General features: G+C 42.6%; 19 protein-coding genes. 7 read left to right on the top strand and 12 right to left on the bottom strand.

Annotated elements, in window-relative coordinates:
* Window positions 1–12: 12 nt before the first annotated feature.
* The 7 genes from pstA to V756_RS0113050 all read right to left on the bottom strand — a co-directional run bounded on the left by pstA (window position 13) and on the right by V756_RS0113050 (window position 7,888).
* Window positions 13–897 (bottom strand): phosphate ABC transporter permease PstA, encoded by an 885-nt coding sequence (gene pstA, locus V756_RS0113080; RefSeq protein ID WP_024715042.1) that lies wholly within the window; start codon window positions 895–897, stop codon window positions 13–15.
* On the bottom strand, window positions 897–1,826 hold the full coding sequence (gene pstC / locus V756_RS0113075; protein ID WP_024715041.1) for a phosphate ABC transporter permease subunit PstC: 930 nt from the start codon (window positions 1,824–1,826) through the stop codon (window positions 897–899). The genes pstA and pstC overlap by 1 nt, the downstream gene beginning before the upstream one ends.
* Window positions 1,827–1,895: 69 nt before the next feature.
* On the bottom strand, window positions 1,896–2,798 hold the full coding sequence (locus V756_RS0113070; protein WP_024715040.1) for a phosphate ABC transporter substrate-binding protein: 903 nt from the start codon (window positions 2,796–2,798) through the stop codon (window positions 1,896–1,898).
* Window positions 2,799–2,952: 154 nt separating this feature from the next.
* Complete coding sequence (gene pbpA, locus V756_RS0113065) at window positions 2,953–5,106, bottom strand: penicillin-binding protein 2A (protein ID WP_024715039.1); 2,154 nt, start codon at window positions 5,104–5,106, stop codon at window positions 2,953–2,955.
* 112 nt (window positions 5,107–5,218) lie between these two features.
* On the bottom strand, window positions 5,219–6,511 hold the full coding sequence (locus tag V756_RS0113060) for an MFS transporter (RefSeq protein WP_024715038.1): 1,293 nt from the start codon (window positions 6,509–6,511) through the stop codon (window positions 5,219–5,221).
* Between the two features lie 105 nt (window positions 6,512–6,616).
* The gene (gene sodA, locus V756_RS0113055; RefSeq protein WP_024715037.1) at window positions 6,617–7,225 is read right to left on the bottom strand and encodes a superoxide dismutase SodA; all 609 of its coding nucleotides are present in this window, start codon (window positions 7,223–7,225) and stop codon (window positions 6,617–6,619) included.
* Window positions 7,226–7,405: 180 nt separating this feature from the next.
* A complete protein-coding gene (locus tag V756_RS0113050; protein ID WP_024715036.1) occupies window positions 7,406–7,888 on the bottom strand; it encodes a DUF456 domain-containing protein in 483 nt (160 codons plus the stop codon).
* A gap of 111 nt (window positions 7,889–7,999) precedes the next feature.
* On the opposite strand from V756_RS0113050, the gene V756_RS0113045 reads away from it, so the two are divergent.
* From V756_RS0113045 to ispG, 3 genes are all read left to right on the top strand, one after another.
* On the top strand, window positions 8,000–8,761 hold the full coding sequence (locus V756_RS0113045; RefSeq protein ID WP_024715035.1) for a DUF1189 domain-containing protein: 762 nt from the start codon (window positions 8,000–8,002) through the stop codon (window positions 8,759–8,761).
* 94 nt (window positions 8,762–8,855) lie between these two features.
* Window positions 8,856–9,158, top strand: coding sequence for a protein YqfZ (gene yqfZ / locus V756_RS0113040; RefSeq protein WP_024715034.1), 303 nt, complete (start codon window positions 8,856–8,858; stop codon window positions 9,156–9,158).
* 117 nt (window positions 9,159–9,275) lie between these two features.
* On the top strand, window positions 9,276–10,409 hold the full coding sequence (gene ispG / locus V756_RS0113035) for a flavodoxin-dependent (E)-4-hydroxy-3-methylbut-2-enyl-diphosphate synthase (RefSeq protein ID WP_081719859.1): 1,134 nt from the start codon (window positions 9,276–9,278) through the stop codon (window positions 10,407–10,409).
* A 24-nt stretch (window positions 10,410–10,433) separates the two neighbouring features.
* Here the strand turns inward: ispG and V756_RS0113030 are convergent, their stop codons facing one another.
* Window positions 10,434–10,823, bottom strand: coding sequence for a DUF308 domain-containing protein (locus tag V756_RS0113030; protein WP_081719858.1), 390 nt, complete (start codon window positions 10,821–10,823; stop codon window positions 10,434–10,436).
* 133 nt (window positions 10,824–10,956) lie between these two features.
* Between V756_RS0113030 and V756_RS0113025 the strand changes: the two genes are divergently transcribed.
* Window positions 10,957–11,538, top strand: coding sequence for a nucleotidase (locus tag V756_RS0113025; protein WP_024715031.1), 582 nt, complete (start codon window positions 10,957–10,959; stop codon window positions 11,536–11,538).
* Window positions 11,539–11,592: 54 nt separating this feature from the next.
* Here V756_RS0113025 and zur read toward each other — a convergent pair whose 3' ends face one another.
* Together zur and V756_RS0113015 are read right to left on the bottom strand one after the other, a co-directional pair.
* Entirely contained in the window at window positions 11,593–12,030 is a 438-nt protein-coding gene (zur, locus tag V756_RS0113020; RefSeq protein WP_024715030.1) for a zinc uptake transcriptional repressor Zur, read from the bottom strand.
* A gap of 137 nt (window positions 12,031–12,167) precedes the next feature.
* Entirely contained in the window at window positions 12,168–13,049 is an 882-nt protein-coding gene (locus V756_RS0113015; protein ID WP_024715029.1) for a YitT family protein, read from the bottom strand.
* Window positions 13,050–13,163: 114 nt separating this feature from the next.
* Here V756_RS0113015 and V756_RS0113010 point away from each other — a divergent pair, with 114 nt between their 5' ends.
* A complete protein-coding gene (locus tag V756_RS0113010; protein ID WP_024715028.1) occupies window positions 13,164–13,418 on the top strand; it encodes a DUF2624 domain-containing protein in 255 nt (84 codons plus the stop codon).
* 29 nt (window positions 13,419–13,447) lie between these two features.
* On the opposite strand, the gene V756_RS0113005 is transcribed toward V756_RS0113010, so the two are convergent.
* Both V756_RS0113005 and cshB read right to left on the bottom strand, forming a co-directional pair.
* Window positions 13,448–14,341 (bottom strand): deoxyribonuclease IV, encoded by an 894-nt coding sequence (locus V756_RS0113005; protein ID WP_024715027.1) that lies wholly within the window; start codon window positions 14,339–14,341, stop codon window positions 13,448–13,450.
* Between the two features lie 9 nt (window positions 14,342–14,350).
* Window positions 14,351–15,667 (bottom strand): DEAD-box ATP-dependent RNA helicase CshB, encoded by a 1,317-nt coding sequence (cshB, locus tag V756_RS0113000; protein WP_024715026.1) that lies wholly within the window; start codon window positions 15,665–15,667, stop codon window positions 14,351–14,353.
* A 167-nt stretch (window positions 15,668–15,834) separates the two neighbouring features.
* Between cshB and vrrA the strand changes: the two genes are divergently transcribed.
* Both vrrA and V756_RS0112990 read left to right on the top strand, forming a co-directional pair.
* Window positions 15,835–16,569, top strand: coding sequence for a VrrA/YqfQ family protein (vrrA, locus tag V756_RS0112995; protein WP_024715025.1), 735 nt, complete (start codon window positions 15,835–15,837; stop codon window positions 16,567–16,569).
* Window positions 16,570–16,691: 122 nt separating this feature from the next.
* A complete protein-coding gene (locus V756_RS0112990; protein WP_024715024.1) occupies window positions 16,692–17,636 on the top strand; it encodes a 4-hydroxy-3-methylbut-2-enyl diphosphate reductase in 945 nt (314 codons plus the stop codon).
* Window positions 17,637–17,639: the final 3 nt, after the last annotated feature.

Below are 17,639 nucleotides of genomic sequence, written 5' to 3'. Positions count from 1 at the left end.
CCTCTTTCTGTTCTAATTTGCCGTAAGCTTTTTGTAGATCATCGTGCCGAGCCATCTCGCTGCGAGATTAAACACAAGAACAGAAATCACCAGCACCGCAGAACCTCCGTTGGCGATCGCCTCAGCATCCGGAATCATTCCTTGCGTATTTACGTTCCAAATATGGACCGCCAGTGTTTCAGCGGGTCTGAAAATATTAAGCGGCGATGTTTCAGAAAACGGGTTCCACTCTGTAAAATGAAGACGCGGCGTTGTCAGACCGGCAGTAAATAATAAAGCCGCCGCTTCCCCGAACACCCTTCCTGACGCTAAAATGGCTCCTGTGATGATAGAAGGGATCGCACTTGGAATTAAAACCGTTTTGACGGTATGCCATCGTGATACACCTAAAGCGAGAGAAGCCTCTTTCAGATCTTTAGGGACTGAACGGATCGCGTCTTCTGTGACACGCACCATGACAGGAAGGTTAAACACAGTCAAAGCAAGCGCTCCGCCTATGATCGTATACCCCCAGCCTGTTAAGTTAACAAACATCAATAATCCGAACATCCCAATGACAATAGACGGAAGAGATGAAAGCACCTCTATACATGTTCTGATAAAATCAGTCACTTTGTTATCAGGCGCGTACTCGGCCATGAACACTCCGCCGCCCACACCGAGCGGGATTGTAATCAGCATCGTAATAAACAAAATGTAAAAGGAGTTAAACAGCTGGTCGCGTATTCCTCCTCCAGCTGCAATGGCGCTCGATTTTGTCGTAATAAAATCAAAGCTGAGCTGAGAAACACCGTTTATCATAATATAAGAAAACAAGCCTACGAGAATTGCAGCGATGATGCCTGCGCACAAACCAAACATTCCAGTCGCCAATTTATCTGTTAGTTTGCGGTTCATTACACTTTCCTCCTAGATGACAAGTAGCGAATAAGCAGGATGAACAAGAATGACATAAGCAGAAGCACAAGCCCCATTGACCACAGCGTATTGTTTTCAACGCTGCCGTATGTCGTGTGGCCCATATTCAGCGTGATGATCGTTGTCAGTGTTCCAGCAGTGTCAAACAGGCTTTCCGGCAATACTCTTGTATTTCCAATGACCATCTGAACAGCCAAAGCTTCACCAAATGCCCGTGCCATGCCAAGCACAACAGCCGTCATTAATGTTGGAAAAGCGGCAGGCACAAGTACTTTTCTGATCGTCTGCCATCTTGTCGCACCTAACGCGTAAGAACCTTCTCTTAAGCTCTTTGGGAGAGAAGCCATTGCATCGGCAGAGATCGATGTGATGGTCGGCAGAATCATGACGGAAAGGACAATCGTTCCCGCCAATAAACTGTGCCCTGTTCCGCTCGATTTGAACTGGGCAATAAACGGCACCAATACTGTAAGACCTATGAATCCATAAACAACAGATGGAATGCCGACTAAAAGCTCAATTACCGGCTGCAGCACTTTCTTTCCCCAATTCGGCGCAATTTCTGTCATAAAAATCGCACCTGCAATGCCAAGCGGCGCAGCAATGAGAGCAGAAAGAATCGTTACTGCAAATGATCCAAAAATAAATGGCAGCACGCCATATTTCGGATCAGCATCTGTAGGATTCCAATGTAGACTCGTTAAGAATTCAATTGGGCTTACACCATTTACAAGAAAAGATTGCAGCCCCTTAACGCCGAGGAAAATGGTAATCGCAACAGATGCCGCAATCATAATCAACGCACAAGCTGTCACTATCATCCTTCCCCGGACTTCATCCAATTGCCGATTTTGCCTTGAGCTGATTAAACGCTCGCTCACAGACATATTTTCTCTATTGTTTATCATTGATTTTACACTCCTATGAATGTGTTAAGAGGAGAAACGGCTGTCCCCGCACTCCTCTTTTTATTTAGATCAGCTTTGCTTCCCTTTAGCATCGCGTGTCACTTTCATATCAGTAACCGGAATATAGCCTTGGTCTGTCACAATGCTTTCTTGAATGTCTTTACTCTTTAGGTAATCAAGAAATTTTTCAGCTAGGTCTGTCGCTTCACCTTTTGTGTAAGAATGCTGATAAGCCCAGATCGGATACTCGCCAGTTGCAACATTTTTTGCTTCAGGTTTTACGCCGTCAATAGATAGAGCAGTAACTTTGTTATCTGTTAAATATGAGAATGCAAGATATCCAATCGCTCCTGGAGTATCAGCAATGATTTTTTTCACAGTGTTAGAAGAATCTTCAGTAATGCCTTCAGCAGGTTCTTCTCCGTCAAGCGCATATTTCACAAATGTGGCACGTGTGCCAGAAGAATCAGGACGGTTTACAAGCGTAATCTTTTGGTCTTTGCCGCCAAGCTCTTTCCAGTTTTTGATTTTGCCAGTGAAGATTTTTTTCAATTCATCTTTTGAAATATCCTTTACACCGGCATCAGGGTTTACAGCTGCCGCCATACCAACCACTGCGACTTGATGATCGACAAGCGCTTTTGCATCAATACCTTCTTTTTCTTCAGCAAAAACGTCTGAATTCCCGATCTGAACAGCTCCTTCAGACACTTGAGAAAGCCCTGTTCCAGAGCCGCCGGCCTGTACCTGTATATCAGCATCAGGGTTTTCTTCCATAAATTTTTCTGCGGCCGCGAGTACTAATGGCTGCATAGCCGATGAACCAGAAATGGTTAAAGAACCTGATGCCTTTTCTTCTCCTTTTGCAGAATCGCTATTCGATTTTTCTTTTTCTCCTGCATTTCCGCATGCAGCTGCAATCATCATAAAAGCAGCCGTCAGAAGCATAAGCATCCATTTGTTTTTTTTCATTTCCTGAATTCCCCCTGCGTATAATGTGTAATTTGTCCTACACGTATAGCGTAAAGGTTCTATGTAAAAAGGGTTTGAACCGAATGTTAAGGTTTTGTAAATCAGTGCGTTTTTTTGTATAAAAAAAACGCCCACATCATGTGAGCGTTTCTTTTTAGTGATCAGAAGACGTTGTGTTTTCTGCTTTTTCTTCAATTTTGTTTTTATTTTTTTGCTGGGTATCTTCTTTGTCCTGCTTCGATTTCAGCTCAAAATATTTATCCAATACTTCTCTGCCGATTTCGTTAGTAATGGAGTATCTATCATTATAATCAATGTAAGTCCATGGAACTACGACAGAAATAGCGACCTCAGGATTATCAGCAGGTGCATAAGCGACAAGTGTCGTATTATAAGTGCTTGTGCCTGCTTTTGATTTATCCGGTCCGTCATAGAATGATTGGGCTGTGCCTGTTTTTGCAGCTGGTTTATAGGATGCTGAAGCCAATTGGGTTGCAGCAGTCCCTTTAGTGGCAACCCGTCTAAATCCAGCTTGGACTTCTTCAATATAGCTACTCTTCATATCAACTTTATTCAACACTTCAGGCTGAACAGATTCAACGACAGCTCCGATTCCTTTTTTCGCATCTGACTGTCTGACTTCTTTTACAAGCTGAGGCTTCAAGCGATAGCCTCCGTTTGCAATCGTTGAGACGTATTGCGCCAGTTCCAGCGGTGTATACGTATCGTACTGGCCGATCGCATAGTCAAGCAAGAATCCCGTCAGTCTGTTTGTTCCTTTATAGCCTGTCATTTCATTCGGAAGATCAATTCCGGTTTTAACTCCCAATCCAAATTGGCTGAAGTAATTACGGAATGTATCAAAGGCCGCTGTATCAATCGGTAAAGCTTGATGCGGTTTATATTCACCTTTTCCGAGCGCGATTGCAGTTTTAAACATAAAGACGTTAGAAGACTGCTCTAAGGCTCTTTGAATATTTACTGCTCCTAAGTTCTTCCATGACTTTTTACCATTTTTATCCTGGCTACCAATATACAATGGTTCATCCTGAAACACTGTATTTAGGTTAATGGCTCCTGTTTGAAGACCTGTCAAGACAGTTGCACCTTTTACAGCTGATCCCATCGCGTAGGATGAAGTCATGGCTCCTAACGCATAATCATCAAACTTATAGGCTCCATTTTCTCGTTTAATCTGCTTACCCGCCATTGTCAGTACTTCACCGTTTCTTGGATCCATCATGACAACGAATGCACGGTCTAACAATTCAGTGCTCGGTTTTGCTTTAGCAGCTTTAAGTTTCTTTTCAATAATTTTTTCCACTGATTTTTGTAAATCAATATCAATCGTAAGGACGAGATCTTTACCGGGTTTGCCTTCAGATACGGTTTTCGTTCCTGTCACATTGCCTTTTGAATCTGTGATATTTTCCACTTTTGCTTTCTGGCCCTGCAGCAGGCTTTCGTATTGGTATTCCAGATAACTTTTTCCGACCCTGTCATTTCGGCTGTAGCCAAGCGACAGATAATGGTCGAGCAAGTTGGACGGCAAGCCTTCATCAGAGCTGGAAACACTTCCAAGCACTGAGCGGAGAAGATTCTTATACGGGTATTGACGTTCCCAGTCTGACGTGACATCAACACCCGGCAGATCGTCTAAATGTTCACTCACCACTGCCATTTCCTTCGCTGATACATCTTCATTTTTGATATATTGAGGGGTCAACGCATATCCTGAGTCCATCTGTCTTTTGATGGCGAGGATCTGCATGTCTTTATCCGTCAGCTCATTCAGCTGCTTATCAGTTATCCGCTTCAGCTGGAGCTGATATAAATCGTCATCAGATAGTTTTTTGTCTTTTACCTTCTGTCTTTCTTCAGAGGTAATCAAATTTTTGGCTTCTTTCGGCCTGGTCAACATCCAATAATCCTTTTTATCCCGTTCTGTTACTTTTTTTGTATCGACTTTAATCATATCAGACAGCTTTTTTGCGATCTTTAAGCGCTGGTCTTGCGTGGTCGATTTAGATCTGGTGTATGTGATGGCATTTAAGGCCTTATTTGTCACAATAGCATTAAAGTTTCGATCATAAATTTTCCCGCGCGGTACCGCCGAGCTGACTTCACTTTGTTCCTGCTTATTGGCTTGATTTTTGTAATCATCGCCTTGCACGATCTGCTTGATGCCCAGTTCCACAATGATCCAAGTAAATATAACAAAGGCCGCCAAAAATAAAATATTCAGCCGGATCGGAAGCGACTTCTTTTTCTCTTTATGATTTTGTTTTTTTGGTTTATTTCTCCTCATAACATCACCTTTTCTATTTACAGAAAGAAAAGACACTCAAGTAAGAGTGCCATTTTTCATTTTAAAGGTTTTTTCGACTTTTTTCTACAGATAACCCCTTTTTGACAAAAAATTATCTTTCTCCTTTTAAAAGATTCGGTTCAGTTACCCGTTTCTGGCCGTCTTCTTCCATGGTCTCATTTTCCTCTTCTTTCTCCTTAAAACGGATATCCTTGACAAAGTAATAAATCAGCGGATGTCCTATGCCCAATATCGCAAGTGACAAAGGGATTCCCACATCCTCTTTAAGAAGAACCACGATTAGGAGAAAGAATAATATGGAGACAATTCTGCCGGCGTTTAAAAACAGTTCCCTCAGCACGATATATTCAATTCTTGCTTTTCTGGCGTGCCTCGCCCGGCCGATCACATCATAAGTCAGGGACACATATGGCACGAGCAGCAGAGGATAACCAATGGCAATAAAAACGCCGTACGTCAATAATGTTGTAAAGCTCATATGAAACAAAATTAAAAACAGCGCGCCATACAGAATAAGTCCGCCCAGCAGAATTGATTTTTTTCTCGCCTTTTTCTTAATCAGCCTGGATGCAAAGTAGTAGGCAAAGAAGGAAACAGCTGAGTTGACAAGACCGAATGTTCCGAGGGCCAGTTCGCTGTTTGTCTCAATAAATACAAATACACTGATTAAAAAGACAAAAATCCCTTCTCTCAAACCCTGAAAAAAATGCGCATTCGTAATTCTCCGCCAATTCATATTGCTATGGCGCTCTCCAAATACTTTGCTCAGCATAAAACGTCCCTTCGATTCTCTCCGTTTTAAGAAAAAGCTCATCACGACAGCCAGGGCAAATAAACTGAGGGAGAGACTGAAAATCACTGTATAACCCGTATTATTTTCAAGCCTTGAGATCACAAATCCCGCTACAATCGGGCCGATCATTCCTGCAGAGGAAGACAGAATGCCCATAAATCCATTGAAAAAGTCTCGCGTATCCGGCTCTGTTATTTCAAAGGTCAGCACGTTAAACGCAAGCCAATAAAAACCATAGCCCACTCCGAGCACCGCGCCGATCAGCACGAGCCGGCTGGCCGCCGTTTCTCCGGCTAAAAGCACACTTAAATAAAAGGCAGCTAAAAAAATGACACCGAATCTTAAAATGAACACCCTGTCTATTTTTTTGGCTAACCGTCCAGCCAAATAAAAGGTTATCGGCTGCATTGTCACAATGGATAAATTATATATCGCCAAATCAATAAATTTCCCTGACTGCTTCCAAAGATACACATTAACAAATGTATTGGACAGTGCAATTCCCAGCGAGTAAAGCCCGCCAATGGTCAGCAGAAAGAGTAATCCTTTGTTCACTTCTACATCGCCAATCACTTTTTTTAGTTTGCTCATTATTGACTCCCCTTTACTATCCCTTAGTCTGTCTCACTCAAACCGAGATATGTAAAAAGAAGACATAAAAAAACAAGGCCCTGATTGAGGGCCTTGCTTTAGTCATTATTTTGCTTCGCTGTATAGGCGAGCCACTTCATCCCAGTTCACAACATTCCAGAAAGCTGAAATGTAATCAGGACGGCGGTTTTGATAGTTAAGGTAGTAAGCATGCTCCCAAACGTCAAGACCTAAGATAGGCGTTTTGCCTTCAGAAAGCGGAGAATCTTGGTTTGGCGTGCTTGTGATTTCAAGTTTGCCGTTGTTTACAACAAGCCATGCCCAGCCAGAACCGAAGCGTCCAGCTGCTGCAGCTGCGAACTGCTCTTTGAATTTGTCAAAGCTACCAAATACACTGTTGATCTCATCAGCAAGCGCGCCAGTTGGCTCACCGCCGCCGTTTGGAGATAAAAGCGTCCAGAATAATGAGTGGTTTGCGTGTCCGCCGCCGTTGTTGCGAACTGCAGTGCGGATGTTTTCAGGAACAGAATCAAGATCTGCAACAAGCTCTTCAACTGATTTGTTTGCAAGGGCAGTGTTTCCTTCAACCGCTTTGTTTAAATTTGTCACGTATGTGTTATGGTGTTTCGTATGGTGAATAGTCATAGTTTCCTTATCAATATGCGGTTCTAAAGCATCGTACGCATAAGGTAGTTCTGGAAGTTTGTAAGACATGATAAATTCCTCCTTAGTATATATATGTACTGAAATGCCGCTTCACAGCGAGCCTTTCTTCATTCAATGTAACAAAAGAACGCTTTGTAATCAATGAAAAAGCTCACATGTTGGCCATTTCAGCAAACATATTTCACTTTAACCGATAATCCGCCCCATTAAACCTGCCTCCCTCAATTCTTATAGGACCGTCCATAAAAAATATCCGATCATCAAAAGCTGTATGATACCCTTTGCGATAACCCCTGTCAAAAAACCAATGAGTGAGCCGAGACCGATTTTAAACGCTGACTTTACGTCCTTTTGATGGACGATAAGTTCTGCACAAACAGCCCCGATAAACGGACCTAATATGATCCCTGCGACCGGAATGACGAAAGGCCCGATTAATAAACCGATCGTGCTTCCCCATATGGCGGCTTTGCTTCCGCCGAATCTTTTTACTCCAAGCAAATTAGACACGTAATCCGCGGCGAATAATACTGCGGCAAAAACGGCTTCAACGAGCCAGAACATATAAGAATACGGACTGAACGAAAACAAGAATCCGTACAAGATAAAGCCGGCAACAATAAATACGACACTCGGAATAATTGGGTACACCAGCCCGACAAAAGCGATGATAAATACCGCCGCAATCAACAGCCAATACAACAAATCCATAGCATCCATCCTCCCTTTCTTCATCTATCTTCTTCATGTCTTCCTTGTATTCACACGTAGGCAACGATACAATAAGCAACATATATTAAGTATAGCTAGGAAGTGAAGATAGTGAATGTATTTCAGCTTTTCATCAAAAGTACATACTCTCCCCGTGATATTGCAAAAACAAGATTTCAAGGAATCGGGAAAGCGATTCTTTATGTATTTTTGCTCTCTGTCCTTTTTGCAATCCCTACCGCTTATTATGTAAGCGCAGGGACCGTAAATTCTATCAACGGTTTTAAAACCGTTGTAAACAAAGATTTCCCTGATTTCACAATTTCAAACGGCAAACTTCAAACGGATGAAAAAAAAGCCACAGAATCACAGGCAAATGGTTTCGTGATCGTGTTTGATCCGACAGACGCCTACGGCACCGAACAAATTGAAGCGAAGCAAAACGCGATCGGCATCCTTCAGGATAAATTTGTGTTGGCCATTGACGGACAAGCCCAAGAAATGCCTTACTCCATGATGCCGTCAGATTTGGCAAAAAAAGACGTTATTGCGGGTTTAAACCAAAATCAAACGATGATCGTAACGGTTCTTTCCATTCTCATTTTTCTCGTAACAGCCGCGGGAAAATTTATTGAAGTATCATTCTTGGCGCTAATCGGAGTAATCATTAAGAATTCACAGAAAAAGCATCTGTCCTATCACCAGCTCTGGAGGCTTTCTGCCTATTCCGTCACCTTATCGACTGTATTCTTTACGATCATGCGTGCGTTAGAAGTGACAGTTCCAAGTGAATTTTTGCTGAACTGGTTTGTCAACTTTGTCATTCTATTCCTTGTTTTAAAAGAGATTCCGTCAAAAAAAGCTGCTGTATAATCCGAGACTGCATTCGCAGTCTCTTTTCTTTTGTCATGAATCCAAATGGACAAGCATACGATAGTATAAAATTTCGTATGCGGGAGGAAAAGCGATGAAGCGTCTCACTTTAGTATGCAGCATTGTTTTTATTCTTTTTATTCTTTTTTATGACCTTAAAATTGGAACGATACCTTTTCAGGACCTCCCTGTCTATGAAGCATCAGCAAAAACAGCTGCACAGGAACCTGCGTTTAAAACGGTGAAGGTAAAGCCGGGTGATACGGTTATGTCGATTGTCGGATCAGCAGGTTCACCGGACGACATTGTAAAGGATTTTGAAACGCTGAATCCGAATGTGAAAGCCAACGCCATTCAAGCTGGAACAGCGTACAAATTCCCAGTCTACCCTAATTAGCGTTAATTTCTTGTCAGTTCGGCGAAGACACTGTTACAATGTAATTTGTAAAATAAATTCACTTAAACCATACTAGAATTGTTATATCTAGAAGCGGCAACTACAATTAAGGAGCGATTGCAAGTGAGTGAAATCACACATCGTACAAAAACGCGTCCCGTCAAAGTGGGACCTTTAACAATAGGCGGCAACAATGAAGTTGTCATCCAAAGCATGACAACAACAAAAACACATGATGTAGAAGCTACGGTTGCGGAAATTAACCGTTTGGCTGAAGCCGGATGCCAAATCGTCCGGGTGGCATGTCCGGATGAACGGGCGGCAAACGCCATTGCCGATATTAAAAAACGGATTTCCATTCCGCTCGTTGTTGACATACATTTCGATTATAAGCTTGCGTTAAAAGCTATTGAAGGCGGCGCAGATAAAATCCGAATCAACCCAGGCAACATCGGCCGCCGCGAAAAAGTCGAAGCGGTCGTTAAAGCGGCGAAAGAAAAAGGGATTCCGATCAGAATCGGTGTCAACGCCGGTTCACTCGAAAAACGGATTTTAGAAAAATACGGTTATCCGACTGCTGACGGAATGGTAGAAAGCGCACTTCATCACATTAAAATTCTTGAGGATCTCGATTTTCACGATATTATTGTCAGCATGAAGGCATCTGACGTTAACCTTGCGATCGAGGCTTATGAAAAAGCGGCGAAAGCATTTGACTACCCGCTTCACCTCGGGATCACCGAATCAGGAACGCTGTTTGCCGGCACAGTAAAGAGCGCGGCTGGACTCGGCGCGATTTTAAGCAAAGGCATCGGTAACACCATGCGTATTTCATTAAGTGCAGATCCTGTGGAAGAGGTAAAAGTAGCGAGGGAGCTTCTAAAATCTTTCGGCTTAGCCTCCAATGCTGCCACGCTCATCTCATGTCCGACTTGCGGCCGTATTGAGATTGATTTGATCAGCATTGCCAATGAAGTGGAAGAATATATTTCTAAAATAAAAGCGCCGATTAAAGTCGCTGTTCTCGGCTGTGCAGTAAACGGACCCGGAGAAGCGAGAGAAGCTGATATCGGAATTGCCGGAGCGCGCGGTGAAGGATTGTTATTCCGGAAAGGGAAGATTGTCCGTAAGGTTCCAGAGGAAACAATGGTAGAGGAACTTAAGAAAGAAATTGACATTCTTGCTGAGGAACACTATGCAAAGCTTGAAGCTGAAAAAGCAAAATTAAAAGAAGAGACACAAAAAGCTTGACGGGAACCCGTCAAGCTTTTTGCGTTAGAAAAATGGAATAATAAATATTCCAAGCACTAATGAGACGACACCGATGCCCATCGCCCAAGCGCCAAGGCCTTGGGCGCCTCTTCTTCTTGCGATATAGCCGACAATAATACCGGCAGCTCCCAATAAAACAGGCAGTACAAACAATGAAATAATGGACAAGGCTAAACCGATATATCCTATTCCCCGTCCTTCATTGACATTGCCGCCGCTGCGACCTTTATCTCGGTCATTGCTGCGGTCAGCAGCTCGGTAAGGCTCAGCGATTTCAGCAGCTGTTTCCTCAAAAAAACCATCATTGTCGCGGGTAATATTCGTTCCCTCAGAACCATGGTCAACATAGTAGCTGTTGTTATTCCGATTTTCGTAATCGTTTGCCACCTTCAATTCCCCCTTCTGTTTTTATTAAAGGAGCTTTTATAGTTTGATCTATTTTGCCTGATTCATGTTTGCTAAACTTTTCTGTTAATGTTAATTGTTTATGTTACACTTGAAGGGATGAAACTGAAGGAGTGTGGGCATGTTACGCTTAGGAATAGATATTGACGGCACAATTACGGCTCAGGATACATTCGTCCCTTATTTGAACCGCTCGTTTAATCTTTCCATTTCATTAAATGATATGACGGATTATGATTTAACAAAGCTGTTACATATTACACAGGAAGAATTTTGGGATTGGATGAATCAACATGAAGCAATCATATATAAGGAAGCATTGCTTGCGCAGCATGCAAAACAGTCACTTGACCTCCTCAAAGAGGAGCACAAGCTTATTTATATTACAGCGAGACGGACTCATTTAACAGACATTACTTATGAATGGTTTGACAGACAAAACATTCATTACGACCACATCGAACTCGTTGGCGGTCATCATAAAGTTGAAGCAGTCAGAAATCATAACATCGACTTGTTTTTTGAAGATCATCACGGAAACGCCATGATGATTGCCAAAGAAGCCGGCATACCGGTGATTTTGTTCAATTCTCCTTATAATCAGCTCCCGATTGATTCAAACATCACCAGAGTAAACAACTGGCTGGAAGCCGTTCAATGGATAAACAAAAACAAACATTATTTTATACGTGTCAATAACTGAAAAAGGAGCCCACTTTAAAACTGGGCCCCTTTTTTCTTTTATATACGCAATTCATTATGCAGTAGTGTTTTCAAGGGTTTCCGCTGTACAGTCAGGACATGTGCCGTAAATCTCAAATTTATGCCCGCTGACCTCATAGCCATCTAAATCATCACAAAGCTTGTCCATCGGGCATGATTCAATTTCCTTTGTTTTGCCGCAGGCAAGACAAATAAAGTGATGGTGATGATGGGTAAATGAACACTTAAATCGGAAGAGCTTTTCACCGGACAGCTCGGTTGTTTCCAAAATACCAAGTTCTTCATATAAAGAAAGGTTTCTGTAGATTGTATCAAAGCTTAAGCCGGGATAATCATCATTTAATGCAGACAGTACGTTTTTAGCAGTAAGATATTTGTCTGAATCAGCAAAAAGCTGCAGCATATCCTCCCGTTTGTTTGTATATTTATATCCGTTTTCTTTCAGCAGGTTCAGCGCTTCTTGTACGTTCATGAAGGGTCCCCCTTTTCACTTTGCTTAAGAACGTATGACATGTATGAAAAAGAAAATGGCAGCTGTCTGACCAGCAAGCCATTTTCTTTACTGCAGATAAAATTATACCCATAAAGTGAATAAAAGTAAATGAAAGCCTAATGGATTGCGTTTTTGAATTTCCCGCCCCGTGTCTCATGGGTATTCATAATCGTAATGAATGCATTAATATCAACTTCAAACACGATTGATTTAAGCTTGGTCACTTCGAGCCTTGTGACAACGGCGTAAATCACGTCCTTCTCCTCGTCCGTATATCCGCCTTTCCCTTTCAGCTTTGTTGTTCCCCGTCCAAGACGGTGCAAAATCGCGTCGGATATCTCATCATACTGATCCGACACAATAATGACAGCTTTTGTTTCATCAAGCCCCTGGATCACGGCATCAATGGTTTTCATTGCAATATAATAAGTCATGAAAGAGTACATCGCTTGCTCGGGTCCAAAGACAAAACCGGCCCAAATGAAAATGAATACATTGATGATCATCACAAACTCACCTACTGAAAATGGCAGCTTTTTTGTCAGTAAAATACCGAGAATTTCTGTGCCATCCATTGAACCTCCGTTTCGAATCACGAGCCCGACTCCAAAGCCAAGTAAAAGACCTCCGAACACAGTGGCCAAAATGGGCTGGGTTGTAATGGCATCTACATTGTGCAGCGAGGATTCAATAACAGCAAGCCCGACAATCCCAATCATTGTAGAGACAAGGAAAGTCTTACCGATATATTTATATCCGAAGATCATAAAAGGAATATTTAAAACGACAACGAAAAAAGCGAAATTCAGAAAGGGGTTTGATATAAAGAGGTGGTCTAAAATAAGCGATACACCGATAATCCCGCCGTCAATAAAATCGTTGGGGATTAAAAACAATTCGATACTTACAGCCGCAGATGCAGCTCCTGCCAAAATCATGACTACCCTGAAAATAAAGTGGAAAAATGTTTCTCTCTTATGTTGTTTTGTTGGGGTCATAAAATCTCCTTTCCTGCAATAACTATTTTTAATACATTATAAATCTATTTTACCATTAAACACTGACACATTTTACTGAGTTGCCATACATTAAGTCTGGAGGTGGAACGAGCGATGATTTTATTTCAAAGAATTATTTTACAGCGGCTAAATCAGGCTACTGCTGACGACCTGCTGAAGTACTCAAAACAATACGGAATCAGTTTGACAAGAACGCAAGCCACAGAAGTAGCAAAACTGTTATACGGGAAAAACGTGAATATCTTTAATGATAGTGAACGAATGCGGCTGCTGAAACAAGTAGAGGCGATCACATCAAAACAAACAGCTCAAACCGTTAATGAACTATTCAAACAATTTACAAGCTAAAAAAACGGGGGATCTATCCCCCCATTTTTTTATTGCTGTAAAATTTTTTCGAGCAATGTGTCATCAAATTGTTTTTCTTTCAGCATGTCAATTTCAAAACGGTATGGCGGCTTTTTGTTCTTTTTATCCTCACCTACATACGGCGTCTCAAGGATTTTCGGGATGTCTTTTAACTGCTCATGGTGAACGACATATTGCAGTGCGTCAAAGCCGATTTCGCCAAAGCCGATGTTTTCATGGCGGTCTTTTCTTGCGCCTTTGACATTTTTGCTGTCATTAATATGAAGCACTTTAATACGGTCAATGCCGACGGTTTTATCGAACTCATTCAGCACTCCGTCAAAGTCTTCGACAATGTTATATCCGGCATCATGTGTATGGCATGTGTCAAAACACACTGAGAGATGCTCATTGTGTGTAACGCCTTCGATAATCTGGGCCAGCTCCTCAAAGCTTCTGCCGCATTCTGATCCTTTTCCTGCCATTGTCTCTAATGCAATCTGGACATTTTGGTTTGGATCAATTACTTCATTTAAGCCTTCAATAATTTTCTTGATGCATGCTTCAGCTCCCGCTCCTACATGAGCGCCCGGGTGAAGAACAATTTGCTTCGCTCCGATGGCCGCTGTCCGCTCAATTTCAGAACGAAGAAAATCGACACCAAGCTCAAAAGTGGACGGATTTGTCGTATTGCCAATATTAATAATATAAGGCGCGTGTACAATAATCTCGTCAATGCCGTTTTCTTGCATGTGTGCCCGGCCAGCTTCTATATTCAAATCTTCAATTTTCTTTCGGCGCGTATTTTGCGGTGCGCCTGTATAGATCATAAACGTGTTCGCTCCATAAGAGACTGCTTCCTGGCTTGCAGCCAGAAGCATATGTTTTCCGCTCATAGAGACGTGTGAGCCTATTCTCAGCAACAGGTTCCCCTACTTTCTTTTCTTAGATTGGTTTCTTCTCTGTTTTTTCTTGATTTTCTCCATCTCGTAGCTCATTTTCTTTTTATAGCCAGGCTTTACCTTCTTCGGCTTTTTCACGAGACGATGTGCAATTTCATCCGCTTCGTTTGGCGTTTTTTTACGCTTTTTGCGGCGCTGGCGGTCATCGCCTTTTTTCCACTCGCCCTTTTCAAGCTCCAAGTAATCAAATTCGATGCCCATTTTCTCAAGTCTGGCTAATGCATCCTCATCAGAAAGCCCGTAAATGGTCATCGCTTGCCCTGATGAGCCGGCGCGAGCCGTTCTGCCCACACGGTGAACATAAAAATCGAGATCATCCGGCAGCTCATAGTTGATCACATGGCTGATACCTTTAATGTCAATCCCTCTTGCGGCAAGGTCAGTTGCAATGATATAAGTAAATTCCAAATCATTGATCTGCTTCATGACTTTTTTCCGTTCACGAGGCGTTAAACCGCCGTGCAGCAGCCCGATTTTCATACCTTTTTCAGTCAGATATTGAGCGATATGATCAGCAGTGTTTTTCGTATTGGCAAACACAATGCCCAGGTATGGATTCAGGTGAGACATAATGTCAAAAAGGAGCTTGTCCTTATCACGATGTTTTGAAGGAATGAGGATATGCTCAATCTTCGCAGCAGTCACCTGTTTTGGCTCAACGTGAGCGTATTTCGGATTTTCCATATATTTCTTCAAAAATGGTTTCAGCTTTTCCGGAATGGTCGCAGAGAATACCAGCATCTGCAAATCCTCAGGCATACGGGAACCAATGTAATCTACATCTGCAATAAATCCCATGTCCAGCATTAAATCAGCTTCATCAATGACGAGAGCTCCCGCTTTATGAACACTTAACGCCTGTTCTTTGATTAAATCGGCAATCCGTCCGGGCGTACCGACAACAAGATGAGGCTGTGTTTTCAGTTTATCAATCGATTTTTGTTTATCTGTGCCTCCGATAAAACATTTCGAGCGAATCTGACTGCCTTCTTCACCCTGGGTGATTTTAAGCGCTTCCTGATGAATCTGGTTAGCAAGCTCTCTTGTCGGAGCCGTAATGACAACCTGAACGACATCCTTAGCAGGATCGATTTTGTTTAATAAAGGCAGTAAATAAGCGTGCGTCTTTCCTGTACCCGTCTGAGACTGGCCGATGACGCTTTCTTTTTTTAGCACTGCAGGAATCAGCCTTTTCTGAATATCAGTCGGTTCGTAAAAACCAAGGCGGTGTACTGCATCTATAATAAATGGTTTCAATTCATAAAGTTCAAATTTTGTTTCTTTCATTTTTCCCAGCTCCTTAAAGCGGCACATTCTGTGTCCATCATCACATTATACCCGATTTTGCTTAAAAACACCACGTTTGGAAGGCGTTTGTTTATTCAGTTTTGTAAAGCAAATACCACAGCCCATGCATATTCTAATAGCAGAGAGAGCTGAAAGGAGGTACAAGTATGTTTTCACCGCAGCAGCCAATGAGAAATTTCCCACGGCCCGGACCGCCCCGCCCCATGCCAAATCAGCGAATGATGGGTAGAGGACTTCCTACTATGCGAGGACCTTCATTTGGAGCACAGCAGCAAGGTTTTCAGCAAGCCAGACAATTTCTTCCTCAGGCAAATGCCGCAGCAAGAAATGGCGCAGGCGGAGGCTTAAAAGGAATGCTGTCAAAGTTCTTGCCCGGCGGAGGAGGCGCTGGGGGCGCCGGCTTTCCTGGAGCAGGTGCCTCAGCGAGCGGAGGTGCAGGCCTGCAAGGGATTCAAAATATCGCCAATCCTGCATCTTTATCAAGTATGCTCGGGAATGTGCAAAAAGTGCTCGGCATGGCGCAGCAAGTCACCCCTATGATCCAGCAGTACGGCCCATTAGTCCGCAATCTGCCGTCATTAATGAAGCTGTACAGCCAATTAAGTAAAAGTGATGATACAGAGACAGAGAGCAATGAGGAAAGTGAAAAAGAAACAGATTCAGAAGAATCAACAGAAAAAGAGAAAGAGGGTGAGGATGAAACAAAAACCTCAGATGGAAACAAAAAATCAAAAGCAAAAAGTTCTTCTCTGCCAAAGAAATCAAAAACACCTGACAATAAAGAACAAGAACCAAAAACATCTGCCCCGAAGAAAAATGAAGCTGCTTCTCCTGCTCCGAAAAGAACATCAGGCAGTTCAAAACCAAGATTATATATTTAACATTCTTTGATATCTGAAGTGAGATTGGCTATAATGAAATCAGAAGAATGCAAGAATAAAGCCGTTTGATTACGGCTTTTTATATTGCCTTTACTCACTTCAGTATTGGAGGACAACCGAAAATGGACGTAATTAAAATTTCGCCGCGCGGCTATTGCTATGGCGTTGTTGATGCTATGGTCATTGCCAAAAACGCAGCACTAGATAAAAGCTTGCCAAGGCCCATCTATATACTCGGGATGATTGTTCATAATAAACACGTTACTGATGCCTTTGAAGAGGAAGGGATTTTCACATTGGACGGTGCTAACCGTCTGGACATCCTAAAGCAGGTTGACAAAGGAACCGTCATTTACACTGCGCACGGTGTTTCTCCCGAAGTCAGAAGAATCGCCGAAGAAAAAGGATTAGTCGCAATTGATGCGACATGTCCGGATGTGACGAAAACTCACAATTTAATTCTGGAGATGAAAGAAAAAGGATATCACGTAATCTATATCGGCAAAAAAGGGCATCCAGAGCCTGAAGGAGCCGTTGGCGTAGCGCCGGAGATCGTTCACTTAGTTGAAAAAGAAGAAGATGTGAAAAACCTGAATATCCAAGCAGAGAAGTTAATCGTGACGAATCAAACAACAATGTCTCAATGGGATGTTCACGACATCATGGAGCTTGTTAAAGAAAAATATCCCCATGTCGAATATCACCAAGAGATTTGCCTCGCTACTCAAGTGCGGCAGGAAGCTGTATCAGAGCAGGCGAAAAAAGCGGACTTAACAATCGTTGTCGGCGACCCGAAAAGCAACAATTCTAATAGGCTTGCTCAAGTATCAGAGGAAATAGCCGGCACAAAAGCATACCGGATCGGCGACTTAAGCGAATTAAAGCTCGAATGGCTAAAAGGCGTGAATACCGTTGCGGTTACAGCGGGGGCTTCAACACCAACGCCCATCACAAAAGAAGTCATTCGCTTTTTGGAGCAGTACGAACATGAAGATCCGTCAACTTGGACAACTGAACACAATGTACCGCTCAAAAAAATACTTCCGAAAGTAAAAGCAAAAAACTGAGGC

It is taken from the genome of Bacillus tequilensis KCTC 13622, assembly GCF_000507145.1.
Taxonomy (GTDB): domain Bacteria; phylum Bacillota; class Bacilli; order Bacillales; family Bacillaceae; genus Bacillus; species Bacillus tequilensis.
The sequence above is the reverse complement of the archived record's forward strand: the minus strand, read 5'-3'. Positions and strand labels throughout refer to the sequence as shown.

Excerpts from the sequence above, each read along its gene's own strand:
- pstA (WP_024715042.1), bottom strand. The coding sequence starts at position 897 with ATGAACCGCAAACTAACAGATAAATTGGCGACTGGAATGTTTGGTTTG.
- pstC (WP_024715041.1), bottom strand. The coding sequence starts at position 1,826 with ATGATAAACAATAGAGAAAATATGTCTGTGAGCGAGCGTTTAATCAGC.
- V756_RS0113070 (WP_024715040.1), bottom strand. The coding sequence starts at position 2,798 with ATGAAAAAAAACAAATGGATGCTTATGCTTCTGACGGCTGCTTTTATG.
- pbpA (WP_024715039.1), bottom strand. The coding sequence starts at position 5,106 with ATGAGGAGAAATAAACCAAAAAAACAAAATCATAAAGAGAAAAAGAAG.
- V756_RS0113060 (WP_024715038.1), bottom strand. The coding sequence starts at position 6,511 with ATGAGCAAACTAAAAAAAGTGATTGGCGATGTAGAAGTGAACAAAGGA.
- sodA (WP_024715037.1), bottom strand. The coding sequence starts at position 7,225 with ATGTCTTACAAACTTCCAGAACTACCTTATGCGTACGATGCTTTAGAA.
- V756_RS0113050 (WP_024715036.1), bottom strand. The coding sequence starts at position 7,888 with ATGGATTTGTTGTATTGGCTGTTGATTGCGGCGGTATTTATCATCGCT.
- yqfZ (WP_024715034.1), top strand. The coding sequence starts at position 8,856 with ATGAAGCGTCTCACTTTAGTATGCAGCATTGTTTTTATTCTTTTTATT.
- V756_RS0113025 (WP_024715031.1), top strand. The coding sequence starts at position 10,957 with ATGTTACGCTTAGGAATAGATATTGACGGCACAATTACGGCTCAGGAT.
- zur (WP_024715030.1), bottom strand. The coding sequence starts at position 12,030 with ATGAACGTACAAGAAGCGCTGAACCTGCTGAAAGAAAACGGATATAAA.
- V756_RS0113015 (WP_024715029.1), bottom strand. The coding sequence starts at position 13,049 with ATGACCCCAACAAAACAACATAAGAGAGAAACATTTTTCCACTTTATT.
- V756_RS0113010 (WP_024715028.1), top strand. The coding sequence starts at position 13,164 with ATGATTTTATTTCAAAGAATTATTTTACAGCGGCTAAATCAGGCTACT.
- cshB (WP_024715026.1), bottom strand. The coding sequence starts at position 15,667 with ATGAAAGAAACAAAATTTGAACTTTATGAATTGAAACCATTTATTATA.
- vrrA (WP_024715025.1), top strand. The coding sequence starts at position 15,835 with ATGTTTTCACCGCAGCAGCCAATGAGAAATTTCCCACGGCCCGGACCG.
- V756_RS0112990 (WP_024715024.1), top strand. The coding sequence starts at position 16,692 with ATGGACGTAATTAAAATTTCGCCGCGCGGCTATTGCTATGGCGTTGTT.